This window comes from Paenibacillus sp. Paensp38, from assembly GCF_059491915.1.
In genome coordinates this window covers 4,283,448-4,303,333 of sequence record NZ_CP168516.1, presented here as the reverse complement: position 1 = coordinate 4,303,333, position 19,886 = coordinate 4,283,448, and the positions used below count along the sequence as shown (strand labels likewise).

Sequence of the window (19,886 nt, the reverse complement as noted above, 5' to 3'; positions counted from 1 at the left end):
GTATCTAAAATGCCTGAGGAAGGGAGCAATCAAGCAAATGATCAAAAATGCCGAATGGCTTGTCGTCGGTCACAGTAAGGATTTTCCGATCAGAATAGGACGTACCATCCACACCAAAGGTGTCGAAATTGCTGTTTTTCGCACTTCGGAGAATGAGCTTTATGCCGTTGAAAATATCAATCCTCATCCCAAAAGAGGTCCTCTTACAGAGGCGATAGTATCTGGTCATTATATCTATGATCCTTTATATGACTGGAAAATTGACCTGCAGACAGGCATCGTTCAAGAGCCTGATCACGGACAAGTTAAAACGTTCGCTGTTTGTGAAGAGGGAGAAGAAGTAAAAATATCGCTCGAAACGGTTTAGTTCATCTGATGGAATACAAATAAAAAGGGCTCAACAGTACAATCCTGTTGGGCCCTTTTCGGCTTGGATCAGGTAATGGTAATGCCTGCACTCGCATAACCCACCACGGTGTTGAGGAGGGAGGCTCCTGTAGCCGTTGCTGAGAAGACCATAAGTAGACGGGTCTGCGCGGTTACGGGTATAGCCAATTCGGTAGTAATACCACTAGAGATCGTTCCCAAAGCAACAATGTCAGTCAGTGGGGGAGTCAATATAACGGTAGCTCCGGGAATCGCTGTGAAGGAATTATTAGGTGTTGGGGAACTAAACAACTGGGCAGTAATGCTAACGGATGATGCTAAGAGGGTCAGAGCAGCTGTTGTACTGAAGTAACCAGCAATAGAGGTAATTACGCCATCCCGTGGTACGGAAAAAGCAAAGTTAATAAGCGGTCCTACAAGCGTACCTGTGAGGTCAATGGTATCGCCTACGAGGCCAATACCTGTAGCTGAGCTTCCGAAGCCGATCAAACTTGTGGTTCCTACCAGCCCACCAAGAACAGTTGTCAGTGTAGCAGGCCCTCCGGAAGCAAACGGGATGATGGCTCCCGAGCCGGTGGCTCCGGTAATCCCTGTAACGCCCGTAACACCCGTGGCCCCAGCGGGTCCGACAGCGCCAACCGCGCCCGGTAGACCATCGGCTCCCGTAGCACCCGTAGCGCCGACTGGTCCGGCAGGGCCTTCCGGTCCAGCGGCCCCGATAGGCCCAGCGGGCCCAGCGGCGCCCACAGGTCCAGTCGCTCCAACAGGTCCCGCAGGCCCGTCAAGGCCCACAGGTCCGGCCGCTCCGATAGGTCCTGGAGGTCCTTGTGGCCCTGGTCCACCTGCTGGTCCAGGCGCACCGCCGGGTCCCACCGGTCCTGGAGGTCCTGGAGGCCCTGGAGGCCCTGGGGCTCCTTGTGCACCGGGCTCCCCTGACAAGTATGTTTCACCTAATACGTTGCTAACCATCGTTCCAGTGATTCTGATCGCGTTGATTAAGCTGTCCTTAAGAGCAGGATCGAGGGATTCTTGTAAAACGATGGACAATAGCGCATCCAGCAATTGTTGCAGTGCAGTACCTACGCCGATCGGCGAGAAAGGTGTAGCTTCTAACGCAACAATAGCAAGCTCCAGCGCTGCCAGTATGTCTGCCTTGGCCCCGCCGCGAAGCCTTAAGCTTTTCGCCAGAGACAACAGACGTCTTAAAACCTGTTGCAAGGAAGATACATTAGCCGCAGAAGGGTTTGCGAACACGATGGGGATAATCGCGGTCATTTCATTAATCAGCCTGAGAAGATCTTCGATACTTCTATTTACTCTTGTTGGTTTACAGTCTTCATCTTTTTTTGATGCACCACTGAACCTGAACGGTTTTTTATGTTTCATGCTCAAATATCTCCTCCTGATCGTTCTTCCTACAGTAGAGGTGACAGGTGGTTCATCGCCCCGTTTCGCAGATACTCATAATATATTTTCTGAAGCGAAAAGGGTGAATAACCAAGCAAAAATGATTGTTGAAGGCTCGTACGTAAAATACACATAAAAAATACGGCCCCCGAAAAGCTTGGAGGCCGCGTTGTATTGGCTATACTCATCTGATCTATGAAACTTGAAAATTCTTATTTAAGCATACGTACTAACAGTTCAGCCATCTCACCTCTGCTGATAGCCGCTTTTGGCTTGAGCGTTCCATCTGGATAACCGCTGATCCAGCCGGAGGATACTGCATTTTGGAATGCTGCGGAGGCCCATGCTGAAATCTGCTGCTCATCCTTGTAGGATTGCAGTGCAGTAGTGCTGGAAATGGATGTCTGATTCTGCATCGCGTGTGACAGGATCACCATCGCCTGTTCACGGGTAAGGCTCTCATCAGGTCCGAAAGTTTGAGCGGTTAGCCCTTGAATCCATCCCTGACGGTAAGCAGAATCCACAGCTGATCCAGCCCAGTGTCCCTTCATATCTGTAAATGAGGTAGAAGGGCTCTCATCTCCAGCAGTTCCCAATGCTCTGGTCAGTATGGCTACAAATTCTGCACGGCTTACAGCGCGCTCAGGACGTATGTTGCCGTCTTTATAGCCTTGTATCCAGCCTTTGTCTGCAAGAGATTGCAAGGACTTCGCAGCCCAATGGCCTTGTACATCTGGCCATACTTGAGCTAGCTCTTGCGAATCTGACGAATTGATTGGGGCATTTTGCACACGGGTATGACCGGTTTGAGGCTTTGCATCTGTGGCGATGGCAAAGGTACCTAACCCGGTCGTATTCAGACTCACACCCGACAAAATCCCTTTTGAATCCATTACAGCAGTACCTTTTAGAATCTCACGCTCGCCATTCTCATGAATAACAAGAATGGAGAACTGGGGCTCTGCATTGTGTAACTCACCTAAGGATTCGTTATCCAGCGGTAGAATGATGGTCGATGTCCCTGTCACATTAGCTTTGATGTCTGTAACCGGACCCATCAGCGTCAGGCTGGATTGTTGCTCAGCCCAATCACGGATCTGCTGTGCACGCTGTACATCTACCTGCTGGAATGACAATGTAACGTCCTGCTGACCTGAGGCCATGCTGGTTAAGGTGTCACTGGATATCCTCAGTGTTCCATATCGGGATATTACCGATGCACCCATCTTATCCCACTTATTCAGTAAAGAATGAGGAAGGAGAACACGACTCATTTGTTTTTCCTGCTCCAAACGAATGTCTGCGTATGCTTTGCCCTCACGAAGTGCTTGCTGTATCTGCTCATCCAGAAATGCCGGCGAAGGAACAAAGAGGGAGAACTCTTTCCCTTGTTCAGAAAATCCGATCTGTGGCACGAAAGTAGATAGATCCTCAGTCTTATCTTTGTTAGATTTGCCTGTATTCGCAATTACCTTGGCAGGAACGGTCACTTCTATGGCTTGCGTCAAAGCATGAGAACCATCACTTACCCTCATAACATCCAGCATGATAGTTACAACGGAAGGAGTACCTGCTTGAACAATAGTTCCGTCTGTACGCACGATGTCTGGCTGGCTACTGCTGCTGATGGTCACACGGAAACCATCAGGTACAACAGGCAACCTGAGCAATGTATCACTTGTTGTAGGAGGTGTTATGCTTGTGATGGAATCGGCAACGCGCTGCGCGGTTAACCCTTGCGGATACACTAGCCCTGACGGAGCGCTCTTCATGCCATTTACGTTCTGTAGCACATAGTAGGTGGCTCCTTCAGGAACGGGTATAAATGTATATCTACCCTCTCCGGAAGCAATTCCTTCCGCTATAAGCTCCTGCTGAGCATTGTACAGCTCAAGCCGTGCGTTCGGTAAGGCGCCTGTAACGATCACAGAGGCTATATCCTCATTGCCTGCTGCGGCTGTAACAGCACGAGGCAGCACGTTTATATGGCGTTCTGCAGGCTCTGCCGTCCAACCCCCGTTGTCGCTATAAGCATAGTTCAATACATATACACCAGGTACATTTGTATCAACATTCCCGCTACCTGAAAGCTCAGGGAGCAGGATATTGCCGTAAACACTGTCCAGTACGCTGGCTCCTGGATCAGTGAAGCTGTCGCCGGTTTCCAGAACAATTGGATTACTGCCGTTCAATCGTACGTAAGGTGTATTCGGCAATGCCTTCAGCACTGTGATCGTGAATGTTCTTTGTACAGAAGCTGCACCTTTAGAAATAATGGCAACTAATTGTACATTCGCATCACCGTCTGTATATTTAGGCCGATTCACCTGACCGCTGTTGCTGAGGATATCTGGTTGATCCGAAGACCAGTCCATCTGGGTGTCAAATGCTCCTGTACGAGGCAGAGCAATAGAATCCTTAATCCCTTGCGGATAATCCAAATTTAGAGTATTTGCTGCCAAATTTACGGCTTCATCAGCACTTACGGGCAGTGCGGGCACGAGCAGGCTGAATGTTTTTCGCAGATCAACCCCGCCACGTGACACAACTGCTTCCAGCGTGATGGTCTGATCGCCTTGCACATAGCTTGGGAATGTTACATGCCCCGTATGATCCAGGAACTGGGGCTGAGTCGATGACCATGACACCTGAACACCATTCAATGCGTCTTTTGGCAAATATACGTCTCCGGTTACTGTAGTCATTGGCAACTCAAGCGCCCTGTATGCTGCGTCAACGGCTTCTGTATCGCTCATGGGCAGACGGAATACATGCGCAGTAAAATTCTTTGTTTTCGTTAAGCCTGCAAGTTGCAGGGTAGCCGTTAGGATAACGTCAGTATCTCCACTACTATAAGAGGGTCTGGTGAGTGTTCCATCTGATGCAATGACAAGAGGTTTGGACGAGGACCATTCGATCTGCGTACCACCATAACCGGATAATGGGAGAGATATATTTTCTGTCAGCGCAGACAAATCGCCAAGCGAGAGGGCACCTGCTGCTTGATCCAATGTATCATGTGCAGTTATCTTCGGTACGGTAACTTCGAAAGTTTGAGTATCCGAGGCGGTTCCTTTTGCAATCGTAGCTGTAAGTTTTACTTTTCGGTCACCCAGATCGTACCGCGGGCGTGTGACAGCCCCCTCATTCGTAATGACGTCAGGAGTATCCGAACTCCAGCTCACCGTCGTATCATTCAATCCAGTGAGGGGTAGTGTCAGATTTTGAGATACCGAATCAGCTGTATCTCCAGATGCAAAGCCTAAAGCAAGAGCGGCTTTTGCCTGTGCAACTCTCTCGGCATCGGTAAGTATAATCACTTTAACCTCTGAGGGAGTGCTCTCCCCTTTAGCATTCACAGCCTGAACCGTATAAATTGCTTCACCTGGCGGCAAGGCTGAAGTGTCTATGAATTGGGTTAAGCTGCCTGTATAGAGCGTTACGCTATCTCGTATGACTTTGTATGATGTTGCATAAGGAACAGCATCCCAGTTTAACTCCACTGTATTTCCATTTTTGGTTCCTGCAAAATGGCCCGGAGCCTGTGGAATAGGCAATTGCTCCCCATAAGCTGCGAATTCCATGATGGAAGTCCATTGATTGTTTCTTGCATTTCCTTGATCAATAGTTAATCGCAAGTATCGTGTAGTTACAGGGGCGATGCTCTTTTCAACATTAGAGCTTTCATTATTCTGGACGGTATCTACAGTCACCCAATTAATTCCGTTGCTGCTTGTCTGCAATCGGAAACTGTATGGATCACGTTGATCGTTCCATCCATAATGGACACCCATACCTGTAACAACATATCGATCTACGGTATACCAATCTCTCAGATCTACCTGGATCCATTTTTCACCATTGCTTGCCTGATACCAGCGGCTTGTTGGCTCGATTGACCCATCTACCGCTCTGGAGGGATCATAGGGTTGCGTGTAACCGCTTGAGCTTACAGGCTTGTGCAACACTACATTTTCCCAACCGGCAGCATGTGCCTCATTCGTCCCTATGAGCAGGAACGCACCGCCGATGAATGGCAGCAATGGAACCAGCAACCGATAGGGTTTCAATTTGTTGCGTGTGAAGTTATTGCCTTCGAGCACGCTATCACCTCTTCTTTATTAAATAGCACACTATTGAGCGTATTCATCTTATGGGCGGGACGGGTATGCCCCTTCGGTTGCGATGTAGTAGTTTACATTTGGCAACGGGGAAGCTCCGCGCAAGTCAGGCAATGCAAATGTGCTCACTCCATCGCCGCCAAAATTAGTGCCCAGCAGGCTAAATAATGCTGAATTCTGAGCAATGCTCAAGATCTGGCCCTCGCATTTTAGCCAACCTTTAGGAGCGAACATGTACGGGTACACCGTAATTTCCCCAATATAAGGCTCATAACCTGCATGTGCCTGTTTGGGACTGATTGCCGTTCCACCTAACAAAATGACCGCTAACAAACTCAACACAGCGGTTTTCTTCCAAAAATGATTCTTCATACCTACAACTCCTTTTTAGATTCGAATAATGGACCACGAATTCAACAAATTTGTGACATTAGTCATAGAATGAATAGATATTATCATGGATTTCTACATTTGACACTACAGTTCATCTATCAAATTCACCTTTTTATTCCTTTTGTGAGCAAAGAAATTTATTCCATCCCACCTATCGTCCATGCATCTTTTTTCTAATCCAGGTAAATCTATATACAAATCCTATGGAAGTAAAGGAGGAAAGAACGTGTGGCAGGTCATCGGAACTCATATACCCAAATGGAACGTATGGATAGAAGCTGTCTTTTTGTTCATCATACCTTTGATTATTTTTCTGACGGTACGACAAATTAAAGCGATGGATGGTCGAGAGAGCAGACGTATGGAACGATTAAAGCTTCTAGAAGAAGAAGACCGTTCGGAGCAGGCAGATCGCAACCCGTCTGTAAGTGAGGCAGAGAAGGAAAAGGGAACCTTTACCGAAGATTATGAGGCGAATATAGAAAAAGTCAGACAAGCCGTCGCGGATATGGCAGATGTGAACGAACGATCTATTTTCCTGGGAAAACTGAACGCTGTAGGTACACTTTTTTTTGTGGATGGATTAACAGACAAGGTTGGCATGGATCAGAACATTTTAAAGCCACTGATGGATTGGGGCAGTTCAGGACAAGGCGGGGAGGATCTTCCGAGAGGAAAAGAGCTTCGGGATATGTTTATTCGTCAGGTCATGCTGGTATCGGAGACAGAGTATACGTTAGAGGTGCAGTTCTCCTTGCAAAAGGTGCTGTTCGGTTCTGTCATACTTATAATTCAGGGCATACCCGGCGCTTTTGTGCTGGGTACACCCAAAGGGAATACACGAGGGGTGGAGGACCCGATATCGGAATCGGTGCTGCGAGGACCGCGAGTCGGTTTTACCGAGACCCTCAGCGATAATACGGCAATGCTGCGCAGACATGGAGAAAGTACGGAACTGGCCATGTCGTCCTTCAAAGTTGGAAAAAGAGTGGAGAAGCAGTTGATGGTGGTGTATTTCAGAGACATTGCCGACCCGGAGCTTGTGGATGAGGTGAAGCGGCGGGTCCAAACCATTGATATGGATGAGGTATTGGAGTCGGGCTATGTGGAGCAGCTTATTGAGGATAATTTTCTTAGCCCCTTTCTGCAAATTCAAAATACGGAGAGACCGGATCGGGTCATGGCTGCATTGCTGGAGGGACGTGTGGCGATTCTGCTGGACGGTACACCTTTTGCGCTTCTTATGCCTGTAACGTATGGGATGATGCTCCAGTCCCCCGAAGATTATTATGAACGATGGATACCGGGTTCGCTTATACGATTCCTTCGTTTTATGGCAACTTTCATATCGTTGTTCGCCCCGGCGCTCTATATCTCCTTTATCTCGTTTCATCCCGGATTGATTCCAACCAAGCTGGTCATTTCCATTATCAGTGCGAGACAAGGGGTTCCGTTTTCGACGCTGGTTGAGGCCCTGATTATGGAGATTTCTATCGAAATTTTACGTGAGGCGGGACTTCGGCTCCCCAAACCCATCGGTCCAGCGATGGGCATCGTCGGCGGTTTGATTATTGGACAGGCCGCTGTTAACGCCGGGATTGTAAGCCCGATTCTCGTAATTGTGGTGGCCGTTACAGCGATTTCTTCCTTTTCAGCCCCTGTATACAGCGCTGGGATTTCCATGCGTGTCATGCGCTTTGGAGCCATGTTTACGGCGGCCACCTTCGGGTTGTATGGCGTAATCATGTTTTTCCTAATGCTGAGTATTCATATGGTTAAATTACACAGCTTCGGTGTGCCGTTCCTGAGTCTAACGGTCCCCCGTTCGTTGAAGGACTGGAAAGATTACTTCATACGAGCACCGCTGCAATTTATGAAAAATAGACCCATTCTTTTGAAGCATAAAGACCCTAAGCGACAAGGATGAGCTCAACACAGGAGGGAGCAAGATGGCCCGTGGGAAAAAAGCGGATAAAATTACAACGTTGCAGACAACGGCAATTGTGGTTTCCTTTATGCTGGCTGCCGGGTTGCTTACCCTTCCCAGAGTAGCAACTGAAGTTGCAAAAACACCGGATGCGTGGATATCTGTCATTTTAGCAGGGGGGGGCACTTTCCTGCTCGGATGGATTATGATCAAACTAAGTTCAAGGTTTCCAGAAAGTACCTTTTACCAGTATGTTCAGCGGATAACAGGCAAAGTCATTGGCAAAGGGATTGGTATGCTGATTGTTATTTATTTTGTTTGTATAGCCGCATTTGAAATCCGATCTGTGGAGGAAGTAACGTCGTTCTTTCTGCTTGAAGGCACTCCGGCGTGGGCAATTTCAGCACCTTTTATGTGGCTCTCTCTGTACCTATGCATGGGAGGAGTAAGCTCGTTAGGGAAAATATGCCAATTAATATTCCCGATTACGACGGCTATCTTTTTGTTGATATGCTTGCTGAGTTTAAATATTTTCGAATTGAATAATTTGCGTCCTGTCTTGTCGGAGGGGGTGATGCCAGTGGTTAGAACGCTCAAGACTACAATCCTGACATTAACGGGGACAGAGTCCTTGCTGATTATTTTTTGTCGGATGGAAAAACCCGAGAAAGCAACCAAGGCAATCGGACTGGCGATCGGGATCGCGGTCGCTTTTTATACAGCAACGCTGATCCTGTGCATTGGCGCTTTTTCGTTCGAAGGAGTCTTGAGCAGAACCTGGCCATTTTTAGATTTGGCTCGCAGTTTTGAAGTGGAGTACCTGTTATTGGAACGGTTCGAATCCTTGTTGTTGACCATTTGGATCATGCAAATTTTTTCCACATTTAGTATTGCTTTTTATTGCGCTTCGCTCGGAGTTTCTCAAATTTTGAATAGCTCTTATTCCAAGACGCTGTTCATTTTGCTTCCGATCATCTACTTCCTATCCCAAATTCCCAAAAATCTGAATGAGTTATTTTCTTTTGGAACGATCCTGGGGAATGGAGCTTTTGTTTTATTCGCTCTGCTTCCACTGCCACTTCTGCTTATTTCTCGCTGGAGGAAGGTGCGGTCATGATGAGGGCACGGTCGGGATTACTCGGAATGACCGCACTCCTAGTATGTTGTACACTTTCAGGTTGTTGGAGCAGCTCGCCGGTGGAGGATCTAAATCTGATGACAGGTATTGCTATGGATGTAGAGGCAGAATCTTCGCAAGAAGAGCAAATTAATCGAAAAGGAGGAGATTATCCAAAAAAAGAGTTAATCACTGGAACCTTCCAATTTGTCATCCCAGAGGAAAGCGGAGGCTCCAATAGCTCCTCCCCGCAAGCTAAAAAATTTTTTAATATTACGGAAACGGGGGATTCCGTTTTTGAAATGCTCAGAGAAATTTCATTGCGGACCAATCGACCTCCCATCGGGCAACATTTGAAAACGATTATTATCAGCTCCAGTCTGCTTCGCAAGATTCCGTTGTATGAGCTGCTGGACTTTTTCTTGGGGGATAATGACATTCGGCCCAGCGTACAGCTACTGATTAGTACAGACAAGGCGGGGAATGCGCTTCAGGAGAAAATTCCTGGTCAGATTCCTGCTTATATATTAAAGGATATATTCCAAAACCGTAAACGGAACGCGCGGTTGATAAAGCCCATGGCTTTGGCTAAAGTGATCGGACCCATGAAGGGTGAAAGAAGCTTTATATTACCTAATGTCATTACGGCGGAGAATGAAATCAAGCTCGCAGGTGCGGGAATCATCAAGGGAAAGACACAAACCTACGGTGGTTATCTGAATGAGTCGGAGGTCGAGGGTCTTATGTGGATCAAAGGCCAATTGGATGGAGGCGTGCTGAAAAGCAGCGATCCGAAAACCGGTAAAAATATAGCATATGAGATCAAAGCGGTGAAAAGCAAGATCAAGGCCATCGTTCAGGGGGATGACATTTCCTTTCAGGTAAAAATGACCTCAGAGGGACGCATTTCGGAGGTGCATATAAAGAATGAAAATTTGCGTAGCAACAATGTGCTTGGACAAGAAGAGAGTCTCTTTCAGGAGAAAGTGAATTCATTAGCTGAACAAACGTTAGCTAAAATGCAAAAGCTAAAGGTTGACGTCGGAGGTTTCGGAGAGGCCTTGAGGATTCAGCATCCTAAAGTTTGGCGTAAGGTCAAAGAGGATTGGGATACCACTTTTAGTACCATTCCTGTACGGTTTAGCACAGATATCCATATTGAAGATTACGGCTCTTCGATTACGACGGCAGACTAGTTTGCACGTACTTATTTTAGAAAAACCTTCAATACCACGAATCTACGTGACGTTGAAGGTTTTTTAGGCTATTCAAACAGGGACAGTGTTTCTTCCAGCCACGTAATATAGCTTTCTTCCCGATTAATGGCACGGCTCAGCACCAGATAATGCCCGAATTGGTTAGAGCCGGGGGATTGAAGATTCTCGTCCAGCTGTTGGAGGGATTTTTTACTTTCGTACAGATACTCCAGCTTTTCTTTACGTTTGGCAATCTGGTCCTCGAACAATCGCTTGTTCTCTTCCTTGGGGATGGCCGCTGAGAAATACAGCATAAGCATAAACTCATCTTTTTCCGTTTCCGGTAACTCCTTGGGGCTTAGCAGCCATTCGGTCAGCTCTTGGGTTCCTTTGGGGGTAATGCAGTACAATTTTTTTTCCAGCTTGGCTCCTGTAATGGAGGTCCGATATTCAATGAGTCCCTCTTCGGTCAGCCTTTTGAGCTCGGGATAAATCTGACTGTGCTTGGCGCTCCAAAATTGTCCGATTTCCTGCTTGAATTGGCTCGTAATATCGTAGCCGCTCATTTCCTCTTTGTGAATCAGACCCAAAATGGCATATTTTAATGTGCGTTTCAACGTAGCTCTCCTCGTAAAACGGTATTTGACACTAGTATACCACAGTGCTACAATTTATATGTAGTTAAAAACATGTTTATATTTACATGTTTGAATTGAATATTTATTATCTTTGGTATCCCATTCAATTCATGAAAAATTATAATTTAGGAAAGAAGGATGCAAGATGGACAAGTTTATCGGCAGCCACATGATTTACACCTATGAGAATGGTTGGGAGTATGAAATATATATTAAAAATGAAGATACGATCGATTATCGCATTCATAGTGGTATGGTAGGTGGCCGCTGGGTACGTGATCAGAAGGTCAATCTGGCGAAACTGGTGGAAAATGTGTATAAAGTATCGTGGACCGAACCGACAGGCACTGACGTTTCTCTGAATTTTATGCCTGAGGAAAAACGTATGCACGGCATTATTTTCTTCCCTAAATGGGTTCATGAGCATCCGGAAATCACTGTGCGCTACCAAAACGATTTTATTCCGCTAATGGAAGAATCGCGTGAAAAGTATGAAACGTATCCAAAGTATGTGGTGCCTGAATTTGCAAATATTACATTCATCGAAAATGCAGGTGTGAACAACGAAAAATTGATTTCCCAAGCACCTTATGAAGGAATGACAGACGATATTCGTGCAGGTAAACTGCAAGTGTAATTAACTCTGTGCTGAAAGTGTAAAAGCCTAGCCTGTGATAAACAGTCTCAGGCTTTTTTGCATGAACTGAAAGTAGATTGCTAATGGAGTGGTGGACGATATTTAGAATGAATAGTAGACCAGACCATGCTCGATAAGATACGAACGACTAATCCGAGAGGGGAGGATGGTCGCTGATGGAGAGAAGATGTGCAAGTTTGCATGGGTAGTCAGATCGGATAAGGCAGATAGAGCCAGCTCTGTTTTATCAGGCCCCCAGTGATCAGCGTGGTGCTGAATATATTGCTCAGCCTCGGTTAAGGACAGACCCTTGAGTGAGGTAAACACGGAAGCCCAGCGGACGAGGTCAAAGGCTCCTTTAATTTCAGGTAACTCATATTCTGCCAGACCTTGAGCGCCGTTACACGACATAGTAAGCAAGCCACAGCAAGGGTATTAATAGGGTTTCGAGTCAGGAAATTGACGATAATCGTATTGAATCATTTCCATGGAACCAATGCGTAATTGGGTCGCTTGGGACGTTGTGGGCTGGGCAAGCGTCATGCTCATGCTAGAATGGCCTCCTTCTCGAGTTCACTGTAAATAGGGATGGAAGAATCATACGTCACAGCGGATGTAATGTAAATCACGAATACAAGTGTAAAATGAGGATATGTAGCGGAAAACGAGCTTTAATGCCAATGGAAACGGATACTTGCATCCATATCTCTTATTATCTTGGGGAACGTCTTTATATCATAAAAAAACAACCCCAGATCTCCCGAGGCTGTTTCTACGTGAAATATAGTTCAGCATTTCGCAAAATGCTTGTTTGCTGGTCACACGGGTGTGACGTCTTGAACCGCTTCTTCTTCTTTCCAAATCACGTTCTCGCGATAGTTTGATCCCCAATCGTACATTGCTCTCAGTACCGGAATCAGGCTTTCGCCATGCTCTGTCAGTGAATATTCCACATGCGGAGGGACGACAGGATAGACTTTACGTAGAATGAGTTTATCTTCTTCCAGCTCGCGCAATTGGTTGGTCAGCATTTTTTGCGTAATATGGGGAATCAGCTTCTTCAATTCACCAAACCGCTTGGTGCCTTCCATACCGAGATGCCACAAAATAATCAGCTTCCATTTTCCACCGATGACGGCGAGAGTCAATTCCTTATCACAATTAATCAGCTTCAAATCAATCCGGTCTTTTACAGTAGTGATATTCATCGACCTCCTGTCCGTAGTTATTCCAAGTATACTATTTATAGTTACTATACGCAAAAGGATATACATCCATTTTGGAAACTATGCATACGTATATGGATACAGATCGACTGGACAGTGAAGCATGATGATTACGTAGGACCGGAAAACAGGAACGTAATATTCCTAATATATGCATAATTCAAGAAAACTGCGGCGTTAAGAAGGAATCACGATCGTATTAAAGGACTCTGGCTCCAGTTCCAAACGGTGTGTTGTTTCTCCGATAGACAGGTTCAGTACCCGAGATTCCCTGAAGGGGTTGGCGATGACTAGCACCTTTTGCCCGTCTGTATTTTGAAAAGCGACTGCATCTCCAGTCCATGAGCCGCGAAGTCCGAAGCGTTGGGCACCCGGTAATACAAAATGAGAAAAATGCTTCATGACATAATACTCTGGATTCAGGACAGGTTTTCGATCCGCTGGATCAACCGTAATCATCGAATTTTGCTCCCAGCCCCATGTGCTCTTGCCTTTTGGTTCCAAAACCATATTCCAGTAAATATAAGCATTCACACCATTGGTGAAGTAGTGCTGGTACAGATTATATACATATTTGGCGTAGTCCCATGAGTTCTCTCCGTTACCGCATTCATTTTCGGTTTGCATGTAACGAAGCTCAGGATAACTGGCAACGGTGCGCTGAATGGCATTTTTGCCTGCCCACTGGTAGCCTACACCTTTAATATATTTGTAGGCTTCGGGGTCACTCAACACGGTATGGGCATACTCATCGAATCCGGTCGAAGTCTTTTTCATTAATTCCTCCCACGGATCGGGTGCGTTAATGGTGCCCAGCCAAATTTCCGTATCCAGTCCGTGTTCCTCAAAAGCAGGACCCAAATAGTCGCGAATAAATTCACGCAGTTGCTCTCCGGTCCATACACAGGAAGGAAACTTCTGATCGGCAATGACTTCATTTTGAACGTGAATCTGATGGATCGTAATACCTGCCTCGTGGTATGCCTGAACAAATTTGACAAAGTACAATGCATACGCTTTCAAAATGTCCTTTTCCCAGCGCAGCGTGCCGTAATTGTAGGCTTTTGGTGATTTCATCCATGTCGGCGGACTCCAGGGTGAAGCGAACAACTTTAAGTCCGGATTGAGTTGTAACGCTTCTCGAATAAAAGGAATGAGATATTGCTGATCGCGCTCAATGGAAAAATGCTTCATCTCCACGTCGCCGTCTGTTTCATTGTGGCTATACCATTCCAGCGCGTAGTCACTCGCTCCAATAGGAAGTCGGCATATCGTGAATTTGTGCTCGCCCTCTGGGTGAAAGAGAGAATGAAGCACCCGATCTCGGTCGTCCTTTTCCAAATGATTCAGGGCCACATAACCTAATTCATTAAAACAGCCACCAAAGCCTTCTACAAGCTGATATGTTTCTCCTGTAAGGATTAGGTTGGCACTCTCTTGGGTATCGGTCAAATGGTGAGCTTGGGATTGCCAAGCTTTAGCTTTGGAAGTGGAAAACCACTGAATGGTTTGATTGCTCATGTGTTACCCTCCTGTCAGGCTTTTTGTATCTCAACTTATTATAGGGTAGGATCTTAGAGGAAGAGATGGTCTGAGCGATGACAAATTTGCCCTAATCCAAGGTGAAATTTGCGGATGAGAACTTTTGCTGATAAGAAGTGTCAAGAACACATAAAGAACACATGTCTTTGATATACTGGTGTCCTAGAATGACCGAAAGAGGGAAGTCGATTGAAGAAAAGAGTTCTTCTTGTCGAGGATGAAATACGTATTCGTGAAGTGATTGCGGATTATTTTAAACAAAATAATTGGGAAGTCTATGAAGCAGGCAATGGAAAAGATGCACTTATCTGGTTTGATTCGGTGCAGCCTGACCTGATTATACTCGATATTATGATGCCGGAACTGGATGGTTGGGAGGTGTGCCGCCAGGTGCGCAGCCGTTCAGGTGTGCCGATCATTTTGTTGACAGCCAAATCCGGTGATGATGATAAAATATTAGGCTTTGAACTGGGAGCCGATGATTACGTGACCAAACCTTTCAGCCCCAAGGTGCTGATCGCCCGCGCCAACGCGCTGATGAAACGGGTGGAAGGACATGTGCAGCCAGAGTCGCATATCTTGCAGTTCGGTAGTGCCATTCTCAACACGATGGCTCATCGGCTTGAGGTGGATCAGGCAGAAGTCGAGCTGACGCCCAAGGAGTATGAGCTGCTGCGGCTGCTTATACATAATAAAGGCATCGTTATTTCACGGGATGCGATACTGAACCGAGTGTGGGGCATCGACTTTGAAGGAGATACACGAGTTGTCGATACGCATATCAAAAAGCTGAGAAGTAAGCTGGGACGTGAATCACGCCATATCCGCACTATTTTTGGTACTGGCTACAGGTTTGAGGAGGAAGAATGAACAAACGGGGAGTTACCTTTAAGTTGTTCATTATGACGGTTGTGTTTTTCCTGTGTTTTTACGGTATGGTGATTTTAAGTCAATTGTTGTTTTTTGAAAATTTTTATCAGAAACAGAAGATTGGGCGTGTGGAAAGTCGTTTGCATAGCTTCGGTCAAAGTTATGTCCAGGAGGCTTGGGGATCGGGCAGGGTTTCGCGTGAGGCAGCTCGTTTTATGCTTCAGAATAAAAACCAGTTGGCGATTGTAACGCTGGACGGCAAAGTAAAGCTGGATGATGCGTTTCATATCAATGTAAGAAAAGCAGATGGTAAAATCGTTAAAATATCGCTGTCTCTGTTTATGAGTGAGTATGGAGATGAGCTGAGAGCTGCCCGGCTTCAGCCTGGCGATACGGTAACGGTTGAAGGTGAGGGATTGGGAACGGAAGGCATATCCTCCGCCAATTTAATTTATCCAACCGGCATACAGAAGCTTGGCTTCAAAAGTATAGGATCAACTTTGGAAGAGGCAAGCACAGGTGGCAGTGTAAGGTTTTCCGGTACGGTGACAGAGATTGTACTGCCGGATCTGAAAACATGGAGTCAGCGACAAGGTTTACTGTTTAGTGCGCTGGAGGAATGGTTCCCTTTATCACAGTCGCATCTGGAGAAGCTTAAGAATTTCGAAGTGTTGGAGGAAGATTGGACGGAACCTTGGACAGGGGTACGCAATGCAGTTATAGTCCATCCTGTTCGTCAGAGCACAGGCGAGATCGACCTCCTGTTCACTGTGACATCGTTGCAGGAAATCAGTGAGACGAATGAGGCTTTGCGCTGGTTTTATCTGTACTTAGGGATCGGAGGATTTGCACTCATTCTAATTTTGTCTCTGTTCTATTCTCGGATGGTGACCCGCCCGCTCATTGCTTTGAATAATACCGCCAAGCGGATGGCTAAGCTCGATTTTACAGCCCATACACCAATCCGGCAGAATGATGAACTGGGCAGCTTGTCCTACAGCATGTATACCCTGTCCCAGAACCTGGACACCGCTTTGCGCGAGCTTCAGGAGGCCAATCAGCAATTAGTGGAGGATATGGAACAGAAGCAGAGGATGGAGGCTGTGCAACAAGACTTTTTTGCCAACGCTTCTCATGAACTGAAAACTCCGCTGAGTATCATTAAAGGCTTCGCAGAAGGATTACAAGATGGGGTTAGCGCCGGGAAGCAGGATCATTATATGAAAGTCATTGTAGAGGAAGCGGACAAAATGGAGCGATTGGTCAAAGATATGCTGGACCTCGCCAAATTGGAATCGGGTACTCTCAAGCTTCGCAAGATGACCTTTATCTTGAGTGAGCTGGTGGAGGAGGTCGTGGACAAGCTATTCCATTTGTTGAAGGAGAAAAAGCTGGAAGTAGTCATTATCCCCGCCAATGAGATGCCGATCCATGCCGATGTAGGATGGATGGAACAGGTGATTATCAACTTTGTTGTCAATGCCATACGACATGCTGAGGAAGGAAGCTCAATCACGATTCGTATCGAAGGTGATGGGGAAATCAGTTCCTTTTCCATTGAAAATAAAGGTGAGACCATTCCTGATGATCAACTGGAGCAGATATGGGATCGCTTTTACCGGGCTGAGCTGTCCCGAAGCCGCCAGACAGGTGGGACAGGGCTCGGGCTGTCGATCGTCAAACGAATTTTGGATTTGCACGAATTCCACTTTAAGGTGGAGAATACCAAGGACGGCGTCCGTTTTGTTGTTATATTCGGAGGCTAAGCTATGGCAAAGGAGTTAAGAGTATGAAATGGAATTGGTTGCCCTCACTATGCACGATTGCAAACCTGGGGGCAGGGGTCTTATCCCTGTATTTCACGATTCATGAGCAATACATGACCGCCTTTATTCTCGTGGTGGTGGCTGCTTTATGGGATGTATTAGACGGTTTACTGGCAAGGCTGCTGCATTGTTCCAGTGATTTTGGCAAACAGCTCGATTCGCTGGCGGATGTGGTCTCATTTGGGGTTGCCCCTGCTTTCTTGATCTTGTTATACAAGCTGGGAGATACCCATTGGGTAGGACCACTTGTGGCTGTTTTGTTTGTCATATGTGGTGCGGTAAGATTGGCAAGATTCAACCTAATGGCTTTTAGTAAAGGCTTTGTGGGTATGCCGATTACGGCGGCGGGAGTGATTTTGTCCTTTATGTTTTTATGGAGTGAGCATTTGAAGCCGGGGTTGTTGCTTGCGTTAATGGTAGTGCTGTCGTTCCTGATGGTTAGCCGTATTCCCTTCCCGTCCTTCAAAAAATAATCGGTCAGGAGGTGGCGCTCCTATGGAATGGGCCATCAGCATGATTACACAATACGGATATATCGCTATTTTTGCTCTTCTTGCTCTTGGGATTATTGGCCTACCGGTTCCAGATGAAATTATTATGGTGTTTGTCGGCTATTTATCTTCTATTATGGTACTGAATTATTCGGTGTCTATCTTAGTCAGCTTCATCGGTGCAATGACAGGGATGATGATCAGCTACACGCTAGGCAAAAAGCTGGGCCAGCCCTTGGTGGATAAGCACGGCAAGTGGGTTGGATTGACACCGAAGCGATTTGCAAGAGTTAAGGGGTGGTTTGCGCGCTTTGGGTTGTGGACCATTTTGTTCGGTTATTTTATCCCAGGAGTCAGACATGCGACAAGCTATTTGTCGGGCATTAGTGCGATGCCTGTCCGAAAATATATGCTGGTGGCAAGCGCAGGTTCTCTGATATGGACGCTTATTTTTATCTCCATTGGTTATATTGCAGGGGCGAATATAAACTTTCATTAAGGTGACCCCAAAAGTAATGTAGCATTTTTCACGTATACCACCGATAATATAAATAAAGATGATATTGTACAACCAGTGAGGGGATCTGTATTGAATGCATTAATGAAGTATATTGAGAAGTTACCTGGTTTTCTGCAAATGATCTTAAATATCTCGCTATTTCTGGTCGGGCTGATTTTAAGCTTCTTACTTCTAAAAGAAACATGGTCCATTTTTTCTTATGTTTTTTTGTACACAGAGGCCGACAAAAATTACTATGAATTCACGGAAGAGCTGCTTGTATTTTTCTTGTATTTTGAATTCATAGCATTAATAGTTAAGTACTTTAAAACCAATTTTCATTTTCCATTACGTTATTTCATCTATATTGGGATTACGGCCGTCATCAGGCTCATTATTGTGGACCATGATGATGCTAAAAATACATTCTGGTGGTCCATTGCTATTCTAGTCATGGTAGGTTCTCTATTGATCGCTAACAGTAAATTGTTAAAAAGAGAAAGTTAATACCGGGGAAGATTGCAAAGGGTGACAGTCAAGTGGGAGAGAGGGAATAAAGACGAATGGTAAGAAACTGGATGAATCATGCGGGCGTCAGGCGGGTAGCCGTCCTTGCGATAATCGTTTTGCTGTTGTTTATGTTAAGAAGCATGATGAATATTATGTTGTTAACACTGCTGCTTACGATCTTGATTGGCAGTATATATAACGGAGTGAATAAGCTGGTCAAGCGGTTCGTCAATGTACCGTCAATGGTCGTGCTGCTACTGGTGTATGGGCTGCTGATCCTGATTATGGTGTGGGGCGTTTACCGAATGGTGCCGCTAATCATTGTACAGGTCAAGCAGGTGTATCTCATGATTCAGCAAGCGTATATGTATCCTGATCGTAATCAATGGAACGAAACGATTATCGAATTTATGGACACACTGAATGTTCAGCGGCTATTTGAGCCTGGCCTGAGTGCAGTGATGAAGGTCAGTCAATTGGGAACACAGCTTCTGGTGTCAATTATTTTGAGCTTGTTCTTCCTGATGGAAAAATCCTATATTACACGCTTTACAGCTACGTTTGTAGATAGCAAGCTGGGCTGGTTTTTCAAGGAAGTGGGTCATTTCGGCCGTATGTTCCTGGGTACGTTCGGGAAGGTATTGGAGGCTCAACTGCTGATTTCACTTATTAACTGTATATTGACCACGATTGCGCTCTGGATTATGGGCTTCCCTAATCTGCTCGGTCTTGCGCTCATCATTTTCGTACTGGGATTGGTTCCGGTGGCAGGTGTGTTTATCTCACTGGCACCGCTCGGCCTGATCGCTTTCAGTGTCGGTGGCATTCAATATGTAATTTATCTGGTTATATTGATCGTGGTGATTCATGCGATTGAGGCCTATTTCTTAAATCCGAAGCTGATGTCATCCAAAACGAATTTACCGATCTTCTTTACCTTTGTCGTACTTATTTTCTCTGAGCATCTGATTGGAATTTGGGGCTTGATTGTAGGTATTCCGTTGTTTGTTTTCTTCCTTGATCTGATTGGGATAAAACGCAAGCAAGAGAAGGATACTTAATTCAGCAATACAGATTCCGCCCTAGTATAGTGACTATT

Annotated in this window: 18 protein-coding genes; 11 read left to right on the top strand and 7 right to left on the bottom strand. The window is 46.0% G+C overall.

The genetic code is table 11. The features are described 5' to 3' along the window. Positions 1–37 precede the first annotated feature (37 nt). Entirely contained in the window at positions 38–367 is a 330-nt protein-coding gene (nirD, locus tag ACEN8J_RS19065) for a nitrite reductase small subunit NirD (protein WP_495593855.1), read from the top strand. A 68-nt stretch (positions 368–435) separates the two neighbouring features. Here nirD and ACEN8J_RS19060 read toward each other — a convergent pair whose 3' ends face one another. From ACEN8J_RS19060 to ACEN8J_RS19050, 3 genes are all read right to left on the bottom strand, one after another. Beyond that, positions 436–1,773: an exosporium glycoprotein BclB-related protein gene (locus ACEN8J_RS19060; protein ID WP_495593854.1), complete on the bottom strand. Its 1,338-nt coding sequence runs from the start codon at positions 1,771–1,773 to the stop codon at positions 436–438. Between the two features lie 233 nt (positions 1,774–2,006). Beyond that, positions 2,007–5,897, bottom strand: coding sequence for an immunoglobulin-like domain-containing protein (locus ACEN8J_RS19055; protein ID WP_495593853.1), 3,891 nt, complete (start codon positions 5,895–5,897; stop codon positions 2,007–2,009). Positions 5,898–5,945: 48 nt separating this feature from the next. Beyond that, a complete protein-coding gene (locus ACEN8J_RS19050; RefSeq protein WP_209949403.1) occupies positions 5,946–6,287 on the bottom strand; it encodes a phage tail protein in 342 nt (113 codons plus the stop codon). 247 nt (positions 6,288–6,534) lie between these two features. Here ACEN8J_RS19050 and ACEN8J_RS19045 point away from each other — a divergent pair, with 247 nt between their 5' ends. The 3 genes from ACEN8J_RS19045 to ACEN8J_RS19035 are packed head-to-tail and all read left to right on the top strand — an operon-like array spanning position 6,535 to position 10,548. Then, a complete protein-coding gene (locus ACEN8J_RS19045; protein ID WP_029515876.1) occupies positions 6,535–8,235 on the top strand; it encodes a spore germination protein in 1,701 nt (566 codons plus the stop codon). A 22-nt stretch (positions 8,236–8,257) separates the two neighbouring features. Further along, positions 8,258–9,352, top strand: coding sequence for a GerAB/ArcD/ProY family transporter (locus ACEN8J_RS19040; RefSeq protein WP_029515875.1), 1,095 nt, complete (start codon positions 8,258–8,260; stop codon positions 9,350–9,352). Further along, positions 9,349–10,548 carry a Ger(x)C family spore germination protein gene (locus ACEN8J_RS19035; RefSeq protein ID WP_029515874.1) on the top strand — a complete coding sequence of 400 codons (1,200 nt, stop codon included), beginning with the start codon at positions 9,349–9,351 and terminating at the stop codon, positions 10,546–10,548. The genes ACEN8J_RS19040 and ACEN8J_RS19035 overlap by 4 nt, the downstream gene beginning before the upstream one ends. A gap of 68 nt (positions 10,549–10,616) precedes the next feature. On the opposite strand, the gene ACEN8J_RS19030 is transcribed toward ACEN8J_RS19035, so the two are convergent. Then, positions 10,617–11,165, bottom strand: coding sequence for a PadR family transcriptional regulator (locus ACEN8J_RS19030; protein WP_029515873.1), 549 nt, complete (start codon positions 11,163–11,165; stop codon positions 10,617–10,619). Positions 11,166–11,331: 166 nt separating this feature from the next. On the opposite strand from ACEN8J_RS19030, the gene padC reads away from it, so the two are divergent. Beyond that, positions 11,332–11,823 carry a phenolic acid decarboxylase gene (gene padC / locus ACEN8J_RS19025; RefSeq protein ID WP_322251883.1) on the top strand — a complete coding sequence of 164 codons (492 nt, stop codon included), beginning with the start codon at positions 11,332–11,334 and terminating at the stop codon, positions 11,821–11,823. Between the two features lie 102 nt (positions 11,824–11,925). Here padC and ACEN8J_RS19020 read toward each other — a convergent pair whose 3' ends face one another. The 3 genes from ACEN8J_RS19020 to ACEN8J_RS19010 form a co-directional block, all read right to left on the bottom strand. After that, positions 11,926–12,234 carry a hypothetical protein gene (locus ACEN8J_RS19020; protein ID WP_495593851.1) on the bottom strand — a complete coding sequence of 103 codons (309 nt, stop codon included), beginning with the start codon at positions 12,232–12,234 and terminating at the stop codon, positions 11,926–11,928. A gap of 407 nt (positions 12,235–12,641) precedes the next feature. After that, positions 12,642–13,031: a winged helix-turn-helix transcriptional regulator gene (locus tag ACEN8J_RS19015; RefSeq protein WP_029515870.1), complete on the bottom strand. Its 390-nt coding sequence runs from the start codon at positions 13,029–13,031 to the stop codon at positions 12,642–12,644. Between the two features lie 195 nt (positions 13,032–13,226). After that, on the bottom strand, positions 13,227–14,570 hold the full coding sequence (locus ACEN8J_RS19010) for a glycoside hydrolase family 30 protein (protein ID WP_495593850.1): 1,344 nt from the start codon (positions 14,568–14,570) through the stop codon (positions 13,227–13,229). A gap of 210 nt (positions 14,571–14,780) precedes the next feature. On the opposite strand from ACEN8J_RS19010, the gene ACEN8J_RS19005 reads away from it, so the two are divergent. The 6 genes from ACEN8J_RS19005 (at position 14,781) to ACEN8J_RS18980 (ending at position 19,848) form a co-directional block, all read left to right on the top strand. Then, the gene (locus ACEN8J_RS19005) at positions 14,781–15,461 is read left to right on the top strand and encodes a response regulator transcription factor (protein WP_341038680.1); all 681 of its coding nucleotides are present in this window, start codon (positions 14,781–14,783) and stop codon (positions 15,459–15,461) included. Further along, positions 15,458–17,227, top strand: coding sequence for a sensor histidine kinase (locus ACEN8J_RS19000; protein WP_165148282.1), 1,770 nt, complete (start codon positions 15,458–15,460; stop codon positions 17,225–17,227). Before ACEN8J_RS19005 ends, ACEN8J_RS19000 begins: the two co-directional genes overlap by 4 nt. A gap of 23 nt (positions 17,228–17,250) precedes the next feature. Beyond that, positions 17,251–17,760: a CDP-diacylglycerol--serine O-phosphatidyltransferase gene (pssA, locus tag ACEN8J_RS18995; RefSeq protein ID WP_029515866.1), complete on the top strand. Its 510-nt coding sequence runs from the start codon at positions 17,251–17,253 to the stop codon at positions 17,758–17,760. Positions 17,761–17,782: 22 nt separating this feature from the next. After that, a complete protein-coding gene (locus ACEN8J_RS18990; protein ID WP_340954123.1) occupies positions 17,783–18,277 on the top strand; it encodes a DedA family protein in 495 nt (164 codons plus the stop codon). A gap of 90 nt (positions 18,278–18,367) precedes the next feature. Then, a complete protein-coding gene (psiE, locus tag ACEN8J_RS18985) occupies positions 18,368–18,784 on the top strand; it encodes a phosphate-starvation-inducible protein PsiE (RefSeq protein WP_029515864.1) in 417 nt (138 codons plus the stop codon). A 56-nt stretch (positions 18,785–18,840) separates the two neighbouring features. Then, positions 18,841–19,848, top strand: a complete 1,008-nt coding sequence (locus ACEN8J_RS18980; protein WP_250243085.1) for an AI-2E family transporter — start codon at positions 18,841–18,843, stop codon at positions 19,846–19,848. The last annotated feature ends 38 nt before the right edge of the window (positions 19,849–19,886 follow it).

Bases quoted from the DNA above. Each gene is read 5' to 3' on its own strand.
- nirD (WP_495593855.1), top strand. From the start codon at position 38: ATGATCAAAAATGCCGAATGGCTTGTCGTCGGTCACAGTAAGGATTTT.
- ACEN8J_RS19060 (WP_495593854.1), bottom strand. From the start codon at position 1,773: ATGAAACATAAAAAACCGTTCAGGTTCAGTGGTGCATCAAAAAAAGAT.
- ACEN8J_RS19050 (WP_209949403.1), bottom strand. From the start codon at position 6,287: ATGAAGAATCATTTTTGGAAGAAAACCGCTGTGTTGAGTTTGTTAGCG.
- ACEN8J_RS19040 (WP_029515875.1), top strand. From the start codon at position 8,258: ATGGCCCGTGGGAAAAAAGCGGATAAAATTACAACGTTGCAGACAACG.
- ACEN8J_RS19035 (WP_029515874.1), top strand. From the start codon at position 9,349: ATGATGAGGGCACGGTCGGGATTACTCGGAATGACCGCACTCCTAGTA.
- padC (WP_322251883.1), top strand. From the start codon at position 11,332: ATGGACAAGTTTATCGGCAGCCACATGATTTACACCTATGAGAATGGT.
- ACEN8J_RS19020 (WP_495593851.1), bottom strand. From the start codon at position 12,234: ATGTCGTGTAACGGCGCTCAAGGTCTGGCAGAATATGAGTTACCTGAA.
- ACEN8J_RS19015 (WP_029515870.1), bottom strand. From the start codon at position 13,031: ATGAATATCACTACTGTAAAAGACCGGATTGATTTGAAGCTGATTAAT.
- ACEN8J_RS19010 (WP_495593850.1), bottom strand. From the start codon at position 14,570: ATGAGCAATCAAACCATTCAGTGGTTTTCCACTTCCAAAGCTAAAGCT.
- ACEN8J_RS19000 (WP_165148282.1), top strand. From the start codon at position 15,458: ATGAACAAACGGGGAGTTACCTTTAAGTTGTTCATTATGACGGTTGTG.
- pssA (WP_029515866.1), top strand. From the start codon at position 17,251: ATGAAATGGAATTGGTTGCCCTCACTATGCACGATTGCAAACCTGGGG.
- ACEN8J_RS18990 (WP_340954123.1), top strand. From the start codon at position 17,783: ATGGAATGGGCCATCAGCATGATTACACAATACGGATATATCGCTATT.
- ACEN8J_RS18980 (WP_250243085.1), top strand. From the start codon at position 18,841: ATGGTAAGAAACTGGATGAATCATGCGGGCGTCAGGCGGGTAGCCGTC.